Here is a 21906-nt window from a genome sequence, read left to right as displayed (position 1 = left end):
CTTGAAGCCTCGAGCGGTAGTCGTTGCCGGGAGGCGGACGTCGAACTGACTTCGATCAACAGACAATGGATGCATCGGCTTGCTCGGTTACTTCGCGGCGTGCTGAGTTTGTCTCAAGATTGCAAAGACTTTAGGTCTGAAGTCGGTTGCATCAATCATGCAGTCGGCCCGCGGCAGTGGATCTGGATGCTATGCGCGCCTGAACCGGAGTCTCTTTGCTGAAGGGCTGCCGAATCACCGAATGATCACGCGCCGCTAGTTGACCTTGCCACGGCTTCCGGCGTCGCGGAGGAAACGCGAGTTCAAAGGAGGTTGTCGCGTCATTGACGAGATTGTCGTTGTGAAAGGGATCACGCGACAGCTCCAGGCTCCATGTTTTGAGCATGTGGGCGGCCTCGGCTCGCACATCTTTCGAATTATCCAGGTGCGCGTCGGAGTTTTCGCCCCTCGATTGATGATGATAGAGCTCCGCATGCGGGGTCCAGATGTTCCGGTACCCGCAGCGTCTGATCTTCAGACAAAGGTCAACGTCATTGAACGTAACGGGCAGGTTGATGTCATCCAGTCCGCCGACCTGTTCGTACACCGATCTTCGTACAAGAAGACAGGCTCCAGCTACGGCAGAGACTTCGGAAACCAGCGCGTTCCGACCGAAATACCCGGCGGCATTTCGGCGCAATCGATAATTGAACGGATTGGCAATACCGGGCAAAGCGAGCGCCAACCCGCCATGTCGAACGCGACCATCCGAATGGACCAGCTTGGCCCCAACTGCACCCACGTCGTCTCGAACGGCCCATGAGACCATTTCGGAAAGCCAACCCGGATTGATGACCTCAATTTCATCACTCAACAAACCGAGTATTGCTCCGTTTGCCCGACGGGCCGCCATATTGACCATTGCAGAATAGTTGAACGCCCCCCTGTAGGTGAGGGTACGAACGCGGGGATCGTCACTGAGCCTATGAAGCAGCGATTGGCGTTCTGTGGATCGGCTTTCGTGTTCGACGACAAGAAGCTCGACGTTGGGATAGTCGGTCTGCTCAAGGAGATCTCTTGCGCGAGCGGCTGGCAAACCTGTTCCGACGAGCATTGGGACGATGAGTGTGACGGTCGGCGCCGTTGTTGGAGGCCTTCGGCGAACACGCACCCAATGCGGCAAAACAGGATGTGATTCCGCGACGGCGTTCTCATGACCTCTCTGCAGGTGCTCATCGATGGCCCGCCGAGCCGCTTGAGCACACGGCGCGGGTGTTGCTTCGGAGAACGACCTCGCTCCAAAATCGCGACGCCAGTGATAAAGGACAGTTGGAATGTGGTGAATTCGATCGGGTGAGCTGGATTCAACACATCGCAGCGCGAGATCGTAGTCCTGACTACCTTCAAAGCCCAATCGAAATCCGCCGACACTCTCCAGCAGAGAGCGCCGATAGACTCCCAAATGGCTAATGAGGTTATGGCCCAAGAACAGTTCTTTGTTCCAGTCGGTCTTAAAATAGGGTGACTGACGGCGACCTCGCCGATCGATCTGATCTTCATCGCTGTATATGATGTCGAGATCGGAGCGGTCATTGAGCGCCACGACAACTTCATAAAGGGCGTGCGCAGAAAGGACGTCGTCGTGATCCATCAAGGCGACGAACTCGCCTTGAACGAGCGATAACGCAGAATTGGAGGCGGCCGAAATGTTGCCGTTAACGGCCCGCCTGACCAGTTTGATTCGAGGATCTCTCGTCGACTCTTCCAGCAAGGCTTGTACATGCCGATCCGGCGATGCATCGTCGGCAATGCACAGCTCCCAGTTAGGGTACAATTGCTCGCGAACGCTTTCAATTGCCGCACGGAGAGCCCAGGTCGGTGGGTTATAAACCGGCATAATGACCGACAATAGGGGCTTGTGTCGTAAGAGGTCTACATGGCGACGGATTGCGTCAACATCTGAAGGGGTGAGCGTGTCATATTGTTGTACCCACCTCTGGTATTGTCGAGTTTGCAGTTGGTTCGTAGCGTTGAATAGACGTTTGAGCGGCGAGCGCATCCAGTTCGGTAAGCGATGCGCGCGCGACCTCAAATAGTCCAGGTGTTCATTTGAAGCGAGTTTGTGGAACACTTCTGCACGCTCTCTATGCTGACCCAATGTTCCTATGTCAGCTGTGGCCATCGGCGACGCCAACGATGTATCGCGCGTAGTCACCTCTTCCCAACGTTCCGGCAAGCCGGATCAGTTGGTCGCGATCAATGAATCCCTGTCCGAAGGCGATCTCCTCTGGGCACGCAATTCTGAATCCCTGACGTCGCTCGAGCACGGAAACAAACTCCGCCGCGGTGAGCAGGCTGTCGGGCGTTCCGGCGTCAAGCCAGGTGAAGCCGCGACTCATGCGCTCGACAGTAAGCTGCTCCCGATCGAGGTAAGCCCTATTCAGATCGGTGATCTCCAGCTCGCCTCGAGCCGACGGCCGTATACCGGCTGCCAGATGGACAACCTGCGGGTCGTAGAAATAAAGTCCCGTCACGGCAAAGTTGGACTTTGGTTGTCTTGGCTTCTCCTCAAGGGAATTGGCCTTGCCGCTCTCATTAAAGGTGATGACGCCGTAACGCTCAGGATCTGAAACCTGATAGGCGAACACGGTGGCGCCGATTGTGCGTGCACGTGCGTTCGCAAGCAGCGCAGGAAGACCGTGTCCAAAGAAAATATTGTCGCCTAAGATGAGCGCTGAATTGTGCCCCTCCACAAACGTCGCACCAATAATAAAGGCTTGCGCCACCCCCTCAGGCTTTGGCTGCGCCTTGTACGACAGTGACATCCCCCATTGAGCGCCATCTCCAAGGAGGGACTGGAACAACGGAAGATCGTGGGGCGTCGCTATAATCAAAATGTCTCGAATACCTGCGAGCATCAGGGTTGTAAGGGGGTAGTAGATCATTGGTTTGTCGTAGACCGGCAGAAGCTGCTTGGATGTCACTGCCGTCATTGGATAAAGGCGAGTACCGTTCCCACCGGCAAGGATGATTCCCTTCATAGTCCTTTCTCCTCGTGCGAAATGCGATCCAAGCAGTCCGAGATGGATGATGGTGTCGATGGCAAGCTGATCTCGAAAAGTGAGCGCAACCGTTCAGTGGACAGCTGTGAATTGGCTGGCCGTACGGCCGCAGTCGGATATTCAGCGGACGAAATGGGTTCGACCTCGGCCGAGGGACCCGCTCGTTTCGCGCTTTCGCTAAAAATCACACCGGCAAATTGATGCCACGTCATAGCTTCTAACCCGGCGAGGTGGGTGGTCCCGCCATATTGCTGCTGCCAATGTCTCAATCTTCTGGCGATTGAGACGATCGAAGCTGCGATGTCGGGCGCATAGGTCGGGCAGCCCCGTTGATCGTCCACCACGCGAACGCGCTCTCGTTCCGCGCCGACCTTCAGCATCGTGCGAAGGAAATTGTGCCCAAACGGCGCATAAACCCAAGACGTCCGCAAGATCACGTGGCGAGGATTGGCGGCGGCGACAGCAAGCTCGCCCTCCAGTTTGGAGCGTCCATAAACGCCTTGCGGATTAGGTTGGTCCGTCTCCACGTAAGGGCCCGGCTTTTTGCCGTCGAAAACGTAATCAGTGGAGAGATGAATGATAGTCGCACCAATCGCGTTTGCCGCTTTCGCAACTTCGCCGGCCGCGTCGCGGTTTATGGTATAGGCTAGATCGGGTTCCGTCTCCGCCCGATCGACAGCTGTGTAGGCAGCCGGATTGATCACGATATCCGGCCTGAACGACGCAATTGCACTGGCCACGGATTGGGGCCGCGCGAGATCGAGCTCGGGCCGGCTCGCAAAACCAATGACCAAGTCGCTCACGAACGCAGCCAACTCCCTGAGGGACCTCGATACTTGTCCCTTCGTCCCGATCACGTAGAGGCGCACGATGTCCTCATCCTCTTACAAGACCGAGGCGTTCGCCGGCATATATCTTCTCTCTTAGAGGCTGCCACCAATGTTGGTTTGACAGGTACCAATGGACCGTCTTCGCAAGTCCGCTCTCAAACGTTTCTTGGGCCCGCCAACCCAACTCATTTTCGAGTTTCGAGGCGTCGATAGCATAGCGGCGGTCGTGACCCGGCCGGTCCGGCACGAATTGGATGAGCTCGTGATGCGACCGATCAGTTGGACGCAGGAGGTCCATCCACGAGCAAACCTGGCGCACCACATCGATGTTCTGGCGTTCATTTCTTCCGCCGATATTGTACGTCTCGCCCGGTCGTCCGCCCTTCAAAATGAGACCAAGCGCGCGCGCATGGTCTTCAACGTGGAGCCAATCGCGAACATTCGAGCCAGTCCCGTATACGGGAAGCGGCTGGCGATCCAGGGCATTGAGGATCATCAACGGGATGAGCTTTTCCGGGAAGTGATAAGGGCCGTAGTTGTTCGAGCAATTGGAAACGATCACCGGCAAGCCATACGTTCGATACCAGGCCTTCGCGAGATGATCTGATGCGGCCTTGGTCGCAGAGTAAGGAGAGCTTGGATCGTACGGCGTTGCTTCAGTGAATAGTCCGCGCTCTCCGAGCGAACCATAGACTTCATCAGTCGAGACGTGAACAAAGCGAAAGTCTGGCACGTTTTGAGATGAGAAGTGTCGCCGGGCAGCTTCGAGCAAGGCGAAGGTCCCGATCACATTGGTTTGCACGAAGACATCAGACCCTGAAATCGATCGATCAACGTGGCTCTCAGCGGCCAAATGAATCACGCCATCGGGGCGATATTTCGCAAACAGAGCGTCGACGGCCTCCTCGTCACAGATGTCCCGCTGCTCAAAATGATAGCGCGGATCGTTGGCAATCGGTGCCAGTGACGCCAAGTTCCCCGCATAGGTGAGCTTGTCCAACACGACCACTTCGTGGCCGAGCTCTAAAACGAAATGACGGCAAACCGCCGACCCGATAAAGCCGGCGCCACCCGATACGAGAATGCGCATTCAATTGCTCAAGCTTCGGCAGCTGAAAGGCGGGATTACGCCAGCCCGTCTTGGCTGCCCTTGTCCTTTGACACCGGGAACCGCTCCACGGCATCCTGCAATCGACCTTGAAAACGGGATCATCTCGAGCGATGGCGCGATCGCACCGAAGTGATGAGTTCGTCGGTTAGCTTGCATATCCCGGCCGTCGGTATCGATTTACGTACCCATGCGGGAAGCTTTGAGGGAGCGCCAGTCCCATTTGAGATAGGCGGGTTCGTTATTGTCGCGCGCAGCGTTCGCCGCGGATCGGCTGCTCGGCCTATCGGCAACAGTTCGCCAGCCGGGTGAAGCGTGAAGTTTGCGCGGCCCAAGGTCTACGCTATGTAGCCGTGTCTCAAACGCACCACGATCATGAACGGCGTAAGGTTACGAGTACGCCCTTCGTGCTCTTGGCTATCATCTCGGTTGCCCCTCTGCCGTGTATCGTGTGGAACAGCGGTTCTGGCCGGTACGCTAGCGATGGTGGGCTGGCCAATATCACTGCAGCGCGCGTTCGCCTGGAATGGACTCGAAACAAGACCGCTCAATGCAAAAGGCGCTTGTTCATGGAAGGGCCCTGACTGTTGCGCGAGTGGGGCCGAGGCACGACGTGCCCGGGGCCTCACACGGAGACTGATGTTCAACGGACTATTTTTCCGAGCTAGTAGAGCCTACGCCCCTCGCGAGAGGAACCGCGGCAGGTAGATGCCATCCCAAATGGGACGCGCGGGGCGTTTATTCCACTGCTATGTGCCTCGCCGGGATTCCCAAACCAGCGTGTGGCCTCGCTGCGCCGATCAAGGACAATCCCGTTGAGCGATTGGCAGGAGCGGGGCAGCAGGAAGCGTCGACGTCCATGACCCGAGAATGACACCACCTGCGCGCTCTTGGAAAAGGGCCTCACGTTTGGTTGACATCGCGGGCTCGACAACAGGGTTGGCAAAGACAACGAAGGCCGTCAGCTCGTGGATTTGCCATCACGAAATCTCACCGGATCATCTTCCGCGCATCACCGACACAGAAAGAGCCCTTCTTTTCTGAGTTTCCTGCTTGGGAAATCGTGCAACAGCTAGGTGGAAGTTGGCAGTGACAGAAATTGTAACCGCCTGTTTCGCGCTTCCTTCCAGAACACCGTCAACCAATTACGACATGGCGATCGATCCGCTTCATAAGCCTCAGCGCGACCGCGGTCGGCCGCAATGGGACACGGGTACTCAATATGCAGATGATGTCAGCTGTTCTACTTTGTTCTCGGCGATTTGTGATCGAGGCGTCGCTCGCCTGCACAATTTGGAGCGGCCCAGAGGTCGGGCGTGCGGACAGTCTGAGGCTGCGGAATGTGGACATCGTCGTGCTTGCGCTTGTGGCCGGACTACCCTGGTCGACGAGCCTAACCAGCATACTTGGAGTCGTACTCTTCTTTGGCATTTTGACAACGTTCCGTACCGAGCGGATGCTCGCAACTATCAGTCATCCCGCCGGCGCGCTGCCGCTCGCGCTCGTATTGCTAGCGGCGATAGGGGTAACCTGGGCAAGCGGAGTACCTTGGCCGGAGCGGCTCAGTGCTTTGGGAAAGATGACCAAGCTGCTGTTGCTCCCGCTCCTGTTGTTCCATTTCCAATCCAGTCCGCGCGCCAAATGGATGTTCGCAACCTTCGTAGGCTCGAACATGATTCTGCTGGTCTACTCGTTCGTTGCATCGGCAGTGCCGGAATTGGCGATTGCTCAAAGAATCGGTGGCCACGGCGTTCCCGTGAGAAATTACATTGACCAAAGCCAAGGGTTTTCGCTTGTTGCCGTGGCGTTGGCAGGCCTGGCATTCGAGGCTGCGTCTCAGCAAAAGCATTATTGGGTTGCGGTGCTTGGAGCGGTCAGTCTCCTGTTCTTTGCCAACCTTGCCTTCATCAATGTCGCCCGAACGGCGTTCTTCTATTTGCCGATAATGCTGGTCCTCCTGACAATACGTTACTCAAGCCCAAGAACTGCGTCGGTTGGGTTCATCGGAATCTGCATCTTATGCGCGGCGTTGTGGCAGACATCTCCCAATCTCCAACGAAAAGTCTCTGCCATTTTCGTAGAAGTGGCTGCATTCCAGCCAGATGCCGAGATCGGAGAGAAAGAGCCTTCGGCAGCTGAAAGGCTTGAATTTTGGCGCAAGTCGGTTCAGTTCATTGAAAGAGCACCGGTCCTGGGTCATGGGACTGGTTCGATCCGACGCCTTTTCGGGCAAGAATCGATTGGGCGAACTGGAATATCGGCCCTGGTTGTGAGCAATCCTCACAATCAGACGCTTGCTGCCGCGGTGCAATGGGGCAGCGTTGGAATCCTCCTTGTCTGGGCAATGTGGATAGCGCACGTACGGCTGTTCTGCAGCAGGGCCCTAGTCGCCTGGATCGGAATGCTTGCGACAGTGCAGAATATTGCAAGCTCGATTTTCAATTCGCACCTGATGGACGCGTATGAAGGCTGGCTTTACGTATTGGTGGTCGGGATTGCAGGCGGAGAACTGTTGCAGATTGAGAGTCGTAAGCCGGCCCCTTTGGAGTCCGCCATCGCGCCTGGTTCGCGCAATGTTGAGTAGGCAAAATCTATCCGCATCCGCGTCACGTCCAAGTATCTTTACGATTTCTGGGACGCTCCGGCGCGCACCCCGTTCATTTCAAGAATGCTTTGGCGGAACGCTCTTCAATGGCCATCGGTCAAGTGTGCTTAGCCCCTGCAGCTCCAGTTTACTCTGCAGGATGTCGCGCGCTCCGTATGCCCGGCTGCAATCAAGGCCCGCTGAATGCGATCCTTCAATTGGCCATGCTGATGCCCGTCAGCTTCTCAAAGGCTGACGCTTCCAACGCCGTCTTGAAGGTCGATGGAGTTGGAATCGCTAAAAGGCCGAAAGTCGAGTTGAGACATCGATCTGACCGTCGCTCTTGAACAGGCCAACTGCCCTGCATGCGACGGACCAGCCCATGCCGGCTCTCAACCACTCCTCTCCTCTTCGGCCAAGTGTGCTTCAAACAGCTACCGCTCTTGGCCCCGGTTACCACTCATTGATCCAGATTCGCATTTCGCCTTCGCCACGGTTGGCCCAGCTGAACCACGGAATGAATGTCAAGCGCTGCGGATGCCGCTGTCCAGGCACCTCGTCGTAGTGATAAAGCGGTGCTTCCTCAGAGAGCATATGCTGCAAACGGAACCCCTCAGCCTGCAGCAAAATCTTGCGGGCAAAGAGGCCCTTGCCTTCAACAAGCGAAAACCGGCTGTCTGCATCCAGCCAAATATTGTGTAGCTCCGGCCCATTGTCAGCTTCTTCCAGACAGTAAACCAGAGGGCCACGCTGAATAGCCACTTTGCCGGCCAAATGACGAAGTTGCGGATGACCGTACACGCGGCGCACTTTCATGGGCAGCAGCAATTCGACGCGATCGCCCCGCCGCCACGTGCGCTGAATGTGCAAATACCCTTTGCGCGACTCGCAATTGACCGGTTCGCCGTTCAGCCTGGCCTCTGGCGCGCCGCACCAATCCGGCAGACGCAGGGCGAGGGTATGGGTGATGGGCTGCTCGGATTCCACGGCGATCTCCACCTGGTCCTCCCAGGGATAGTTCCCGCTCATGCGCAGGCGCAGCGTATGCTCTCCGACCGGTAGCGCCACACTGTTGCCAATGTAAAGATTGACATAGAGCGCGTCGGAGCGTGACGTATAGATGTAGTGACCGATTGATGTGAAAAGGCGCGCGATGTTCGGCGGACAGCAGGCGCACCCGAACCAGGGCTGGCGTACCGGTGTGACATGACTGAAGATGCGATTGGACCGCAGCGATTTGGGGTGAACTTCAAGCGGATTGACATAGAAGAAATGGCGTCCATCCAACGCAATGCTGCCCAGAACGGTGTTATAGAGCGCACGCTCCATCACGTCGGCATAGCGACCGTCCGCCTCCATCTCCAGCATCCGGCGGGCGAACATCATCAGACCAATCGAGGCGCAGCTTTCCGAATACATGGTATCGTTCGGCAGATCGTAGTCGCTGCTGAATGCTTCGCCGGCGCTTTGCGAGCCGATACCGCCGGTAATATAGATCTGCCGCTGCACCATGTTTTGCCATAGCCGGAGGCAAGCTTGGCGTAGCCGCTCGTTCTGGTTCAAACGCGCCAGATGGGCAACCCCAGTCATGAGGTATACAAACCGAACCGCGTGACCTGTTGCAGTCCGCTGCTCCGAGACCGGCAGGTGCGCCTGACTATAGGCTTTATCTTTGACCACCCAAGGCGTTACGTGTGATTTCCGGTGACCGGAACGCGTCTCATATTCTATGTCATAGAAGTGCGGCTCAGCGCCGCGTTGCTCGACGAAATAATTCGCGAGTGTGAGATATCGGCGCTCCTGCGTCACTTCGTAGAGGCGCGTCAATGCAAGTTCGATTTCCGGATGGGCATCATAGCCATGTAACTGATGGCGCTCCGGGCCAAAAACCACGGCGATGTGGTCAGCCAGCCTGCAAACGACGTCCAGCAGGCGCCGTTTGCCAGTAGCATGAAAGAAAGCGACGCCCGCTTCAATCAAGTGGCCGGCGCAGTAAAGCTCGTGGCATTCACTGAGATTGCTCCAGCGCTCCCCAGGCGCCTTTACCGTGAAGTAAGTATTGAGATAACCATCGCTGCACTGGGCGGCCGCAATCAGGTCGATCAGGTCATCGGCGGTTTTCTCCAGTTCTGGATTGGGTGTTTGGCACAGGGACCAGGCGACCGCTTCCAGCCATTTCGCCACGTCACTGTCCTGAAAAACCGTGCCGTAGAACTCGCCCTTTGCTCGGTTGGCGGCGATCCGGAAGTTTCCTATCGCATGGCTCGGTGGGACTTCGGCAATACGATCGTTCAGCGCCTCCCACTGATGAGGAATCGTCACCTCCCTCACCAATTGCTGGTATTTTCCAATGAGCGGATCCGTGATCCGTAAGTCATGGAGATTTACTTCCGTAATCATCGGACCATCCATCTCGCTCTCCTTGTCGGGTGCACGGGCGCATCGTTCACGAAAGCCCACGCCATATCTTATCGTCATGATTGCCGGGTGCGAATTGGCGGCCCCAGCACGTTCTGCATGCTGTGGTCAGCTCATGCGCCTTCCGCGTCGTCCAAATTCTGGCGTGACGAGAAATTGAAGCGTCCCGTCGGGCATGTCATCTGGGCGAACGCACCCTCTTCAAATAGAATGGGACGTTCTATGACGCTCGACGCGAACGACATTGTCGATCTTCCTACATCACGCTGACCAGCACGCTATCAAGACAGCAATTTCTGTGCCGGGAACAGGCACAGATCGTTCGTCCGAAACTAACATGCCCTCGACCTGGTGCAGGTTCAACGCGGATTCTGCGCCCCACGCTCGGCCCAGAGGCTGCGGCAACAGACCGTGGCGCCTTGCGATCTCCTTCGCGTGACAGCGCCAAAGCCGCCTCCGCCATGCACGATTGTTTCGCGAGCAAGCGTCGCGCCGCCCTCAGCCGTTGGGCCTACCGTCCGGTGATGACGCGATCAAAGAGTTGTCTTTTGCGTTCAGGGAGCCAGGACGCCGCCCTGTGGTGTGCCAGTGCACGTGCGTCCACTGACCCAATCTTCCTTGTAGCCCACTTCGGCTCATACTCCGGGCGCATTGCAGCCGCTTCGCGGAGTCGACGACGGGGTGCGCATGAGAAGTGTGGCGACCGCGTCACTCACCGGCCGAAAGGCTCGTCAGCCTCTCGACAGCTAGCCCATGTAGGCACCGTGATTCGGATTGACTTCGGACAGGAATGTTAGTGTGCCCCCAGTTAATTTCGTCCATCCAGATTCTTGGCAAGCGTGCGATGCCATGTTTCAAGAGCAAGAGGTGGAACGGGACAGGCCCGAAAGCTTCGAGCAGCACTTGCACGGGACGCTCCGAGCCGACGCTCTCGTTTCTGGAGGGGCTTCCCCTCAAGACCGATATTGGCCGCATCTATCTGACAAAGATCGTCGCTACATCGAGGGCGCGGCACAGGAGTTTGCACGCCGGGGGCTGCGACCGGGGACCGTTACTAATTATGCTCGAGCACTTCGTAGATTGGGGAATCATCTCGGGGAACAGGGCCAAACGATTCTTGGAGTCGAGCACGGTTTTTTGGTCGCTCACGCCGAAAAGGCTTTCCCGCGTGACCCGCAAATGGTTCTCGCGCTAAACGCCCTTCGGGCGTATCGCGATCCCGGTCCTCCAAATAAGAAACGTCCACGTGACGAAATCTCTGTGGAAGATGCAAGGCTCATCGACGAGGCGGTCCGGGCCGAGGCTGATTGCCGGAATCTGAAACCAAGAACAAGCGAGGGTTACACTACGGCTCTTTGTCGCTTGGGAATGCATCTCAAGGAGCAGGGCCATACGATCGCTGGAGCCGATGGCGACTTCCTGGTCGCCCACGTTAAAAAGTGTTTCCCGCGTGACGCGGAAATGGGTACCGCGTTGCACGCGCTTCGGAAGTATCGCGACCCCGGTGCTCCAGTTAACCAGCGCCCAGTTATGGAAGTCTCTGAGGAAGACGCGCGTCTCATCGACAGCGCGATCCTGGCCGCTACTCTGCGCCGGGGATGGAAACCGAGCACCGTCGAAGTGTATGTTAGGAGCTTGCGCAAGCTCGCGGACTCTCTCGGGCCTCAGCAAACGATAACTGCAATCGATCACAACTCTCTAGTCGCTCACGTCAATAAGTCGTTCCCGAATAGCTGGACGATGAAGACGGCGTTGGTAGCCCTTCGTGAGTATCGTGAGCCCCAAATTTTACCTGATCTCGGGCCCCGAGGTCGTCGCCCCTCCGGGGAAGGCGGGCATGTTACCGATGATGTGGCCCGTTCCAGCGGGCGCCCAACAGAGAACAGGGACTCGATCGATTCTCGGCTTCTAACCGCTCCACGGTCATCAGCCGACGATATCCTGGAGTTCCGGGGACAATGGGAGGACCCTCACGCGGCGCTCGGGGCATCCCCGGCGGAACAAGGGCAGGTCCCCGCGGGAGCGCAATTTGCCGATTACGATCAGGAGCAGCTTTGGCGGGATGTGGAGCAAGCCGGATCGCGGGCCACGGCCGGGTGGGACGGTTCTTGGTCGGGACCGTCGTTGCAATCGGATCAAACTGCCGGGTCGCAAACGGTCAGTTACGACCAGGAACAGCTTTGGTGCGAGGTGGACCAAGCCGGAGGGCGGTCACCTGCCGGGTTGGGCGCCCCTCCCTGGTCGGGGCTATCGTCGCAGTCGGATCAATCTGCGCGCTCCGAGGCAAGTTGGTCGCCACAGATACCGCCCAGCTTTGATTGGAGTCTATTTCCCGACGGGACGCCCGCTTGGTCGCCGTCCATCTGGCAGGAACTGCGAGATGATGCTCATTCTGTGTCGGCGTTTCCGAGCACAACCTCCGATGCGTTGGAAGCGCCGTCCCCCGATCGCAGCGGGCGGGTGCTCCGGGCTAGGGAATGGCTGGGCGACCAGCATATCCTGCGGGATTACGAACTGCTGATGCAGGACTTGCAGCAGAACAATCCGGACCTTGCCGCCCGGACGCGGCTCGTCGATCCCCTCATCGCCCACTATCAACTGCGCCTGGGGTCGGCGAGCGTGATGCTCGCCGCCTTCCAGCGCATTGTAAATGTCGGTGGTAACGATACAGCCGACTTCCTGTTCATGCCAGTGAGCGACGCCAGTGCTTCGGATCCGGTTCGCCGCGGCACCCACTGGTCGCTGCTGCTCGTTGACCGTCGCGAGCGGGCAAGTCCAGTTGCCTATCACTACGACTCTCACCGGGGACAAAACGACGAGCTTGCAGCAATACTCGCACAACGGCTGCGTGCGCGTCCGGAGCCCGTCCGCATGACCCAGCAGCGGAACGACTATGATTGCGGCGTCTTCGTGGTGGATGGCACGCGGACGCTGGTTAGCCGATTGTCGGAAAGATGGCGGCCGGCCGAGTTGCACCTTGACAACCTCATCGTCGATCGGCTGGCACTGCGAAACCGACTGGCGGGTTGACGTCAGCCTCTACTGATAGAGCTGGGCTTGGAGCGGCTCTCGCCGAGACCTGGGCTTACGGCACCGGTCCCTTGTCGCTGAAGCCATGGTCGGGCCGCAGCCGTCCACCGAAACTGATGCGTCACGACCGTCAGATTAGCCGGCCACGGTCAAAGCGCTCGCGATTGGGCCTGCCGGCCAAAGCTTGGCGCACCATCGCGTGGCGCAAGGAGCGAACGAAAAACTGAGCTCGCGCTTTGATGGCGTGCGGGTCCGTGCGGGCGTACCGTGATTATTGGCAAACCTCCCGATGATTGCAGGAATGATTGCTGCATCGAATGGTACGCATCCGACGACGGTCCGTGGGTAGGCCGTTTTGGAAGGTTGATCGCGCTTAAGCGGCGCGATCAGTCATGGAAACCGAGCTGCGAAACCCTGCTTTGCAAACCGAACTGAAGCGCTCATTCAGGATGTTCCAGTCGATCAGCGATGCCAACCGCACCAGCGGATGACCGATGTCGATGATCTGATCGAGCGCCGGAAGCAACAGATCTTTCTGGCGATCATCCCGTGGCTTGCTCATCGCATTCCCAATGTCGACGACCCCGTCAGGGAATCACGAATCGCCCAAAAGAAAAATCGTAAAACGCAAGAAAGCGAGGTCCAATACTCCGCTTTCCTGTAAAATCGAATACTATATCAAGACCAACCCTGCTTATTTCTCAGGTCAATCCGCGTTCTTCACCCGGCGCCGTCCCGTCCTCCCAAAGATCACGATTGCGACGGAGTCACATGGAAGCGGACATCGTCAACCGTTTGCAATCAAAGAACGCTTCACAGTTCGATGCCGCGATCGCTGAGCACCCGGTGCATGACCTCACTTTTGATGTCGCGGGCGATTTCTTTAATGATCTCGGCTCCGAGCCCCCGCTCGGCATCGAGATCGCCTATCAGACCACGCTCGGCGAGCCCCTGGTTCAGGCGGGTTTGAAACTCCTCGCCCGACGCCTCGGCGAGCCGCGCCTGCATCTCGGCATGGTCTTCGGGGGCGATGCGCCTCATAACCGTCTCCCACGGTTGCCAGCTCGTTGCCAGATAGTCCGCAAAGCCCGTCGTCTCCTGGCTCCGCACAGAGGTCTCGGCGCTGGCAATGTCTTCCTCGTTGACGTGAGAGACATTCAAGAAGCGCATGTCCGGGGCGATGTGCCAGAGCTCCAGCGGCTCGCGCAGCTGCGTCTGGTAGGCAAGATAGACCTCGATCTCGTCGACCTCGGCGTCCGGGTCGGCAAGGCGGAGCGAATCGACCCTCTGGCGCGCGATCCTGTCCAGCGCTTCCAAGCGGAACATGACACGGCCATGCTGGAGCAATTCGTCGAGCCGACCGTCATAGGCGCCTTCTTCGACGTCAGCGTTCACGCGTGCGGTTTGCATGCGGTTCCAGGTCAAAGTGATACGATCCTCACAGCTCATGCTCGCTTCGGAAGCCAGCTCGAAGAGCTGCTCGCGCAATGGCGGCCTTGCCATCCCCTGCCGCAGATCCTCGATCACCGCCTGCCGGAACGCGTCATTGCTATAGTTCACAGTGCCCCGGAGCCTGTCGAGGAAACGTGCATAGTCCTGGGCACCCGGCTCTGGGGCGAAGCGTTGCCAGGCGGCTACTGCCGCCGGCTCGCCCTCCAGCCAGTCCGCGACAACCTCGTGCAGGGGCCGCGGCTCAACTTCCTCCGCGCCTTCGTCCATCGAGAGAAAGATCTGCGGGCCAGCATAGTCCCCGGCGTGCATGGCTGCCGACAGGTGGGTCACCACCGGCTCAGGCAGCGGATTATTTTCCAAATCAACGCTGGACTCGCGGCCTAGCTGCGTCAACAGGGTGTCGGGAACGCTGGCCAGCTGATTGTCGCTGGCGCCGAGCCAGAAGAGCTCGGCGGGGAACGTCTCCGGCAGGTTGGTCAGTCCGTTGTGGCTAGCGCTCAGCCATTCGAGCCCTGCGGGGAGGGGCTCGGGCAGATTGGTAAGCTGATTGTAGTCGACGTTCAGGCGCTGGAGCCTGGCTGGTAAGTCGGGCAGACTGGTCAGCCGGTTGCCGCTGGCATCCAACTCGCGAAGCGTTGGCGGAAGGGTGGGCAGATGCGTTAGCTGGTTATTGTCGACCATCAGGCGCCGGAGCCGGGGTGGCAGGCCTGCGGGCAGGCTGGTCAGCCTGTTGCTGATGGCGTAGAGCCGCCGGAGATCGGTCGGAAGGGGGGCGGGCAAGGCGGTCAGGGACAAGGAAGATAGATCCAGACTCTCATGGACATCGCCCTGCTCCCGCCAATCACTCGTTCGACTAACCGCCTCTTGCCGGTTCTCTCCTTCTGCCTGCCTCTCTTCGGCAGCCCAACCCGCCAAGATCTGATCCTGGGACGAGCCGGGGTCGGCGGCAGATACCCGCGTATTCGTCAAGGCATCGGCCCATCGCGCCGCGGCGGGAGACCCAGGTTCGGAGGTTTCGGAATCGGACGTTTCGATCTCGGAAGATTCCGAGGCGGCGCCGGCGCCAAGCTGCACCTGTTCTGTATTCATCGAGGCCGTCTCTTCGGTAGCCAAATCATAAGGGAATGCGCCGGAGCGGCGCTGTTCGAAGCTCGCGGCTGTCACCGCTGGTGGTGATCACCACGACTGATGAAGCAGGCGATTCAAAGATCGGCTCCCGTCAAACACCGCCCAACACGTTTCTCCATTTTACCCACCGAGCAGTGCTGCCAGAGATAGCGCGTCCGCACCAAATCTCAGTTCTCCAATCGCTTCAGATTGTTAAAGGGATCCATCATTCCCCTCTGCCAGATCTGAGCAGATCAGGCCGGGCCTATCAGTCCAGATCGAGACGTTCTCATGCTCTGACCGGTTTTGCTGTCGATAAGCTGACAAACCCCATAGCGATCCCAAATTGCACGGATGGAACTCTCGAAGATTTCGAAGCCAGCAGTCCGCTGAAGAAAAGCCGGCACCGGTCAATCAGAGCTTCGAGCTGACAGGTGCCGATGGCGGCGCGCCGGCAGCTTCCGCTCACGGTCGGCGAGCTTGGTGCGCTTTGGGGGGCGCGGCCGGCCTCGTGCTGTTCGACCCGCGCCAGCCAGACGGTGCGGACGAAAGAAGAAAAGCAAGGGCTGCACGTCTGAACGACAACTGCTCGACTTGATCGAGTCCACTCCGCAGCACGAGCGCGCCGGGCATGCGATGCGGCAGTGACGGTCGCCCGCTTGTCGTTCTTCAACGCGCAGAAGCTCATGTGCGAAAGAGCGCCGTGACTTCCGCTGCTGCACGGCCATAGTTGCCGACCTCATCCACAAAATTGCGCCGATTGCTAGAGGTGAGCCGCTCCCCCAACGTTCCAGCGCACGACTTCCGGCAGACGCTCACTCTATCGGCGCCGTTTCACGAGGCGCAAGATATCAGCTCGCCACTGCCGAATCAGCAACGGTGCAGCGAATTGCAGCATTGACGCATCTATATCTGCGAATCGAGGTTCATAACGGGCAACGCCGAACGGACACGCAAGGCAAGAACTTCGCCGGGAGTGTGACGCCGGATGCCTGCGGCTTTGTGCATCGCTTTGTTTCGATTCAGATCCAATCAGTCTTTTGGATCATGCCGAAAGGTATGCCGCTTGATTCAATGTTCGCCGGGCGGTCCAATCGAATCGTGTTCGCCTGGCACACCCTCGACATCTTTCGACTCGGGCAATTGCTGGTGGACTTGGACAGGAGATGATTGAGCGGAACGCGACACAGGCGCGGCATGGTAGCGCTTGGTCAGCGGCATCAGACCGGTCGCGAAGAGCAGACTCAAGATCGTTATGCCGAACACCCTGAAGGTCACCCAGACATCCGTACTCTGGGTTCGCCAGATGACCTCGTTCAAGATCGCCATGCTTGCGAAAAACGCTGCCCAAAGGAGGGTGAGGATACGCCAGCCCTTCGGTGTCAGATTGAAAATGTGATCCAATAGCACCACAATGAAGGAGCGGCCAAACAGAAGTCCACCGCCGAGAACCGTCGAAAGCAGTGCGCTGACGACCGTTGCATCGAGCTTGATGAACGTCTCGTCATGCATCACCAGCGTCAGCGTACCGAATACCAGCACGCTGACGCAGGTGATCAGCGCTGTGATCGCCATGTAACCCTTCACCACGAGGGAGACGATCTCTGCCAGGACAGTCACCCCCATGAATGCGGCGGTAGCCGCGAACAGCTGAAATTTCGCGTTCACACCATAGAAGACGATCAGCGGACCGAGCTCGGTTAAGAAGAACATCTTACGCGGTGAGTCTTGTCCATTAACTGCGTTTGTCACCATTTCAAATCCATCTTTCGTACCCGCATAACGCTAAGACGTAGAATATGCAATTTAATGTTGCGTTGACACCCGCTCTTCGCATGGCATGCTTGCATTAACCGCAGCCTCGGTCCGGCACGCTGCTTGCCTCGCTCAAGGCAGCATCACCAAGTCGCCCGGTGATGTAGAGCCTGACTCGGTGCGTTCGGTGTCAAATTGTAATCCCGAGCGAAGACCTGGAGCTTCCACCCAATCGATATGGAGACCTCATCAATCGTCCCGTAACATCGTGTCCAGTGTCGTCCGGAAACTTGGCAGGCGAGTCCATGTGCCTAAGGTCAAGGCCCGAGTAGCGTCTGTTGTGGCTGGTCGCCAGATGATGAAAATCGTTGATGTCGAGCGACAAAATTTTCTCGTCAGGCTGTATGTTGGCGGACAGGTGGTGAGGAGCTACCTGCTGATCGTATTCCATTAGACTGGATGGAATTCCTGCTTGCCTGGCACGCTCCGAGTTTGAGCGAGCAACTCGAGCTTCTCGTTAATGCGTGGTGAGCGGTCACGGCTCGATGTGTCTTCATCGCCGGTCTCTCCAGATCATTTTAGCGAGCGCTGCAATTCAATACTGGATGGAGGCGGACTTGATGGCGCGGACTCAGGGTGAGCACAAACTCGGTTTCCTGAGTGGGTCCATAGTCCTGGCTGCGCGCGCGCCGTACGTTCAGTCGTGAAATGCAGCCGCCAATATGTAGACTCCTGTGACACGTATTATCCGACGGCGCCATGAATTTGGCCCCGAAGGCAGCCTTGGAAATCGTGACCTGAAAAGCGTGACTCGAAGATCGCGACTTGGAATCGTGATCCCTCCCGTCTCAATCGCCGCTCATATCCGCCAACGGCAGATCCAGCAGATCATCCACCGTTGATTTTGGATCTGGCGGCTTTAGATCCGCTGGCGTGAGGGGGGCAATCGGGCTGGTCTTTGTGCGCGCAAATGGACAAGATTGCCTCGAAGGGAAGGTTGCGCCTTGCCGAATCTGGCCGAGCGACTGCACGGATTGTTTCAGGGCCGTGGTGCTGCGAAACAAGTACGAATCGAGTTGGGTCCGCACTCGCGGATGATGAAGAGTTGTTGAGCTGCATAGCGCTATATTCGGATGTGAGGGCGGAGGACGTTTGAGGAGCCCGCGTCCAATCCGTCGGTTGGAAGGATGCCGAACTTTCGGTTGATGTCGAGCTTTGCGTAACTGTTCATTTCACAACACGCTCACTCAACTGCCTGCAATCCAAAGTTCCTGGCTCTCATGCTGGCAGGGTAACCTTGCGAGAAGCTTACAAGATCGGCAGGTCTCACAATGGACCAACGGCGACCACGTTCATTTTTCGAGAAGAACCCGCATGATCTGGACGGCGTATTCTCAATCTCATCTTCAAACCTGCTTCGGGCATGACATTAGTTTGACGTGGCTTGTCGGAAGAATAGGAGCGTCAAGTCGTCATCGCCACTGACACATCATTGATGGAGCCGCGTGGAGTGGGTTCCACAGGTCGGTGCGTCCAGCTCTACGCGGAGATCGCCGAGCAATTCGGCAAGGTCCCCTTGAAGAGGCCGCTCCGGCGCGCCGTCCGCCGCAATCGTGCATCGCCGAGCTAGCCCCGTACTTGACTAAGGACCGCGCGAAAACATTGGAGCAGGAGGAGCTCGATCCTATTTGCCGCGGCTTGTGCTCGAAGCTGAGGGCGGAGCCACGTTTTCGCCTGGCGAGAGTTACGAACAGGTTTTAGTTTGTAAGAAATTTGCAGAGTTTTTCTTACAAAATGGCCGGTTTGTAAGAAATATGTGATAATTTTCTTACAACTTGCTTGCTTATGTAAGATTTGTGCTGTATATTTCTTACAAGGGGTTGCCATGGCCAGCATTGCGGACCGCATCTACGATAGAATGACTCAAGATTCCCAGTCCACCAAAGTGTGGACTGCACGCGACTTTGCGGACATCGGAACGCGATCGGCTATCGACGTCGCTCTTCACAGGCTTCAGAGCAATAAGCGGATACGTCGCATCGATCACGGTCTGTACGACGTTCCCCACACGAACCAACTCACGAAGAAGTTCTCGCCACCCGACTACAAGTCGGTGATCCAGGCTGTCGCACGGCGAGATGGCACTAAGGTCCTAGTCGACGGAATAACCGCCGCCAACAACCTTGGCCTCACCAACGCGGTTCCCTCAAAAGTCGTCGTGTGGACGGACGCTCGGGTCAAACCGATCAAGCTCGACAGAATGATCATCGAGTTTAAGCAAGTTGCACCGAGCCGCCTCGTGTGGGCCAACCGACCTGCTGCCCAGGTCGTACAGGCTCTCATTTGGCTGCGAGACGTTCTTTCGTCAGATGGGGACAGGATCACAAAGCGTCTGAAGGCCATCTTGAACAAGGGTGATGCCGGAGACCGCATCCGGAAGGATCTGCAAGACAACCTTGGCGATCTGCCCGTCTGGTTAGTGCCCGTCGTCAAAGACCTCCTTAAGTCTGACACGATGGAGCCGGACACCGATCCTTCGCGGCGGTCCACGCATGCCCTGGGAATCCGCTCATGAACGACATGCCGAAAATCATCCAGGCAAGGACCGAGGACCGACGGGGGTTGTTCCAGCAGACCGGCCAACGTCTCGGATGCGCACCTGAGAACGTCGAAAAGGACTTCTGGGTCTGCTGGACCCTTGATGTGCTCTACAACAAAGCTCCTATCAAGCCGCGGCTCCTCTTCAAGGGTGGTACGTCCCTATCCAAGGCATTCGATCTGATACAGCGGTTCTCAGAGGACATCGACATAACCGTGTTCCGCACCGACCTACTGGGTGAGGACTTTCCTTCTGACGATGAATTGCGTGCGCTGGGGTCCAAGCAACGGAGCCGAAAGCTGGATGAGATCAAAAGGCGCTGCGGCGGCTTCATCAATGGCGATTTCAAGAGCGCCCTCACGAGCGTGGCCACCAGAGAGCTCGAGGAATTGCAGTTCAAAATCGAGCCAGATCCAGACGACCCGGACGGCCAGTCACTGCTGTTCCATTACCCGAGCGCGTTCAGAGATTCTAAGGACGGTTACATACGACGCGTCGTGAAGATCGAATCGGGAGCGAAGTCGGCGCTCGATCCCCACGAAGTAAGGACCATCGCTCCTTATTCTGCAATAGACGCGGAGGGGCTAAATCTTGCAATCCAAAACGTGCTCACGATCAAGCCGCAACGGACATTTTGGGACAAGATCATCATTCTTCACGGACAGCGGCACTGGTTTCAAAACAGAGATGAACTCTACAAGGACGGGCAGCGGCTCTCGCGTCACTATTACGACGTCTATCGGCTTCTCGCTTCAGAACATGGCATGAGTGCGATGGCCGACCTCGAGCTCGCGAAGAGCTGCGCTGATCACGCTCGTCTTTATTTCGATCGAAAGCCTCTCGACCTCGATCTGGCTACTCCCGGGACGTTCGGCATCGCGCCACCCGAGGGCATGCTCGGCCCCTTGAAGGAAGATTACGACAAGATGGCCGGCATGATCTTCGGAGAAATCCCACCGTTCGAAGACATCATCGAACGAATCGCAGAAGCGGAAGCGACCTTGAACACTCGACCTAATCCCGGAAACTAAAGCGCGATGAGATCAGGATGAATCATCATCGCGCTTTAGGTTGTTGTTTGCGCATGATCTTTCCGGAAAACCGCTTCGCACTTTTCCGGATCATGCTTTAGAACGTCGGACTCGGCCATCCTGCCGGATCGAACACCCGAATAGGCCGCCGCCGCCGACGATCAGCACCGGCAAGCCGCGCTCTCCTAGCCAGAGCGTGATTCGGACAAGTGTGAAGCGGCGTTCCCAGGCGACGCGCGCGGCGCGTTCGTGCGGAAATCATAATAGTCCGAAGTGCGAAGACCACTCCTTCCAATCTCATTGCGCTTTAGGCACGCCGATCGCGCTGAGCGCCATTACGGGCGCGCAAGGTAAGCACGGCCCTGCGGATGCTCTGAATCGGCGCGAGCCTGCCGATCCTTTCAACGGCATGATCGCGGGAAGCGGTGTGCGGACTGGCTTTGTGGGTTCTAGCTTTGTGGGCGCGTCCGCCGATGGCGGCCCGGCTTTACTCGCTGCGCTCACCGAGCCTTGGGTCTCGGCCGCTTCGGGTAGCACTCGGGTCTCGGCCCCTTCGGGTAGCACTCGGGTCTCGGCCCCTTCGGGTAGCAATCCCTCGCGTAAGACATCCTGAGCTCCTCGCCGGGGACACTCGGGAAAGGGGCCCACCGGCATGACGAAGTATGCCGGCGTCGCTATCACTGCCCCTGTCCCGGGTGCCCTTTTAACCGGTCTCCTCGCGGCACTCGGTCCCGCGTGCCGCCTTCGGCGTCGCTATGCTCACGCTCTTGCGGGTGCCATTTTCGATGAGGCGATGCGCCCCTGGCGCGCGCCTGGCCCCAGGCGACAGTCTCGTCATCGGCCACAGAATGACACATCGCGCTTTTGTGACTCTCTTGCTCGCGCTTGCAACTCCTTTCGTTTTCGAGGCGGAGGTCAGCGCAATTCCACGCATCGATGGCAAAGCCGACT

Annotated in this window: 10 protein-coding genes and 2 pseudogenes; 4 read left to right on the top strand and 8 right to left on the bottom strand. The window is 57.8% G+C overall.

Annotation, left to right across the window (positions count from 1 at the left end; all coding sequences use genetic code 11):
• Positions 1-151: 151 nt before the first annotated feature.
• From NLN62_RS11645 to rfbB, 4 genes are read right to left on the bottom strand one after another with little or no spacing between them, the layout of a single operon-like run.
• Positions 152-2161, bottom strand: a complete 2010-nt coding sequence (locus NLN62_RS11645; RefSeq protein WP_254108848.1) for a glycosyltransferase — start codon at positions 2159-2161, stop codon at positions 152-154.
• Positions 2148-3020, bottom strand: coding sequence for a glucose-1-phosphate thymidylyltransferase RfbA (gene rfbA / locus NLN62_RS11640; protein WP_254108847.1), 873 nt, complete (start codon positions 3018-3020; stop codon positions 2148-2150). Before rfbA ends, NLN62_RS11645 begins: the two co-directional genes overlap by 14 nt.
• The gene (rfbD, locus tag NLN62_RS11635; protein ID WP_371933120.1) at positions 3017-3898 is read right to left on the bottom strand and encodes a dTDP-4-dehydrorhamnose reductase; all 882 of its coding nucleotides are present in this window, start codon (positions 3896-3898) and stop codon (positions 3017-3019) included. The genes rfbA and rfbD overlap by 4 nt, the downstream gene beginning before the upstream one ends.
• 19 nt (positions 3899-3917) lie before the next feature.
• Entirely contained in the window at positions 3918-4961 is a 1044-nt protein-coding gene (gene rfbB, locus NLN62_RS11630; protein WP_254108845.1) for a dTDP-glucose 4,6-dehydratase, read from the bottom strand.
• A gap of 1360 nt (positions 4962-6321) precedes the next feature.
• Here rfbB and NLN62_RS11625 point away from each other — a divergent pair.
• Positions 6322-7563, top strand: coding sequence for an O-antigen ligase (locus NLN62_RS11625; RefSeq protein ID WP_254108844.1), 1242 nt, complete (start codon positions 6322-6324; stop codon positions 7561-7563).
• A gap of 453 nt (positions 7564-8016) precedes the next feature.
• On the opposite strand, the gene NLN62_RS11620 is transcribed toward NLN62_RS11625, so the two are convergent.
• Positions 8017-9975: a glycoside hydrolase family 127 protein gene (locus NLN62_RS11620; protein WP_254108843.1), complete on the bottom strand. Its 1959-nt coding sequence runs from the start codon at positions 9973-9975 to the stop codon at positions 8017-8019.
• Positions 9976-12375: 2400 nt separating this feature from the next.
• On the opposite strand from NLN62_RS11620, the gene NLN62_RS11615 reads away from it, so the two are divergent.
• Positions 12376-13011: a Ulp1 family isopeptidase gene (locus NLN62_RS11615; protein ID WP_254108842.1), complete on the top strand. Its 636-nt coding sequence runs from the start codon at positions 12376-12378 to the stop codon at positions 13009-13011.
• Positions 13012-13423: 412 nt separating this feature from the next.
• On the opposite strand, the pseudogene NLN62_RS11610 reads toward NLN62_RS11615, so the two are convergent.
• The 3 genes and pseudogenes from NLN62_RS11610 to NLN62_RS11600 form a co-directional block, all read right to left on the bottom strand.
• A pseudogene (locus tag NLN62_RS11610) lies at positions 13424-13573 on the bottom strand (IS5/IS1182 family transposase); the annotation flags it as partial.
• Positions 13574-13824: 251 nt separating this feature from the next.
• Entirely contained in the window at positions 13825-15552 is a 1728-nt protein-coding gene (locus NLN62_RS11605) for an NEL-type E3 ubiquitin ligase domain-containing protein (protein WP_254108841.1), read from the bottom strand.
• Positions 15553-16734: 1182 nt separating this feature from the next.
• Positions 16735-17306, bottom strand: a pseudogene (locus NLN62_RS11600) (inner membrane-spanning protein YciB); the annotation flags it as partial.
• A gap of 1904 nt (positions 17307-19210) precedes the next feature.
• Between NLN62_RS11600 and NLN62_RS11590 the strand changes: the two are divergent.
• Both NLN62_RS11590 and NLN62_RS11585 read left to right on the top strand, forming a co-directional pair.
• A complete protein-coding gene (locus NLN62_RS11590; protein ID WP_254108840.1) occupies positions 19211-19900 on the top strand; it encodes a DUF6088 family protein in 690 nt (229 codons plus the stop codon).
• Entirely contained in the window at positions 19897-20955 is a 1059-nt protein-coding gene (locus NLN62_RS11585; protein ID WP_254108839.1) for a nucleotidyl transferase AbiEii/AbiGii toxin family protein, read from the top strand. The genes NLN62_RS11590 and NLN62_RS11585 overlap by 4 nt, the downstream gene beginning before the upstream one ends.
• Positions 20956-21906: the final 951 nt, after the last annotated feature.

The sequence above is a fragment of the Bradyrhizobium sp. CCGUVB23 genome (assembly GCF_024199885.1).
Lineage (GTDB): Bacteria > Pseudomonadota > Alphaproteobacteria > Rhizobiales > Xanthobacteraceae > Bradyrhizobium.
Note: the sequence above shows the minus strand (reverse complement) of the source record. Positions and strands in the feature narration are given on the sequence as shown.

Bases quoted from the DNA above. Each gene is read 5' to 3' on its own strand.
- NLN62_RS11645 (WP_254108848.1), bottom strand. From the start codon at position 2,161: ATGGCCACAGCTGACATAGGAACATTGGGTCAGCATAGAGAGCGTGCA.
- rfbA (WP_254108847.1), bottom strand. From the start codon at position 3,020: ATGAAGGGAATCATCCTTGCCGGTGGGAACGGTACTCGCCTTTATCCA.
- rfbB (WP_254108845.1), bottom strand. From the start codon at position 4,961: ATGCGCATTCTCGTATCGGGTGGCGCCGGCTTTATCGGGTCGGCGGTT.
- NLN62_RS11620 (WP_254108843.1), bottom strand. From the start codon at position 9,975: ATGGATGGTCCGATGATTACGGAAGTAAATCTCCATGACTTACGGATC.
- NLN62_RS11605 (WP_254108841.1), bottom strand. From the start codon at position 15,552: ATGAATACAGAACAGGTGCAGCTTGGCGCCGGCGCCGCCTCGGAATCT.
- NLN62_RS11590 (WP_254108840.1), top strand. From the start codon at position 19,211: ATGGCCAGCATTGCGGACCGCATCTACGATAGAATGACTCAAGATTCC.
- NLN62_RS11585 (WP_254108839.1), top strand. From the start codon at position 19,897: ATGAACGACATGCCGAAAATCATCCAGGCAAGGACCGAGGACCGACGG.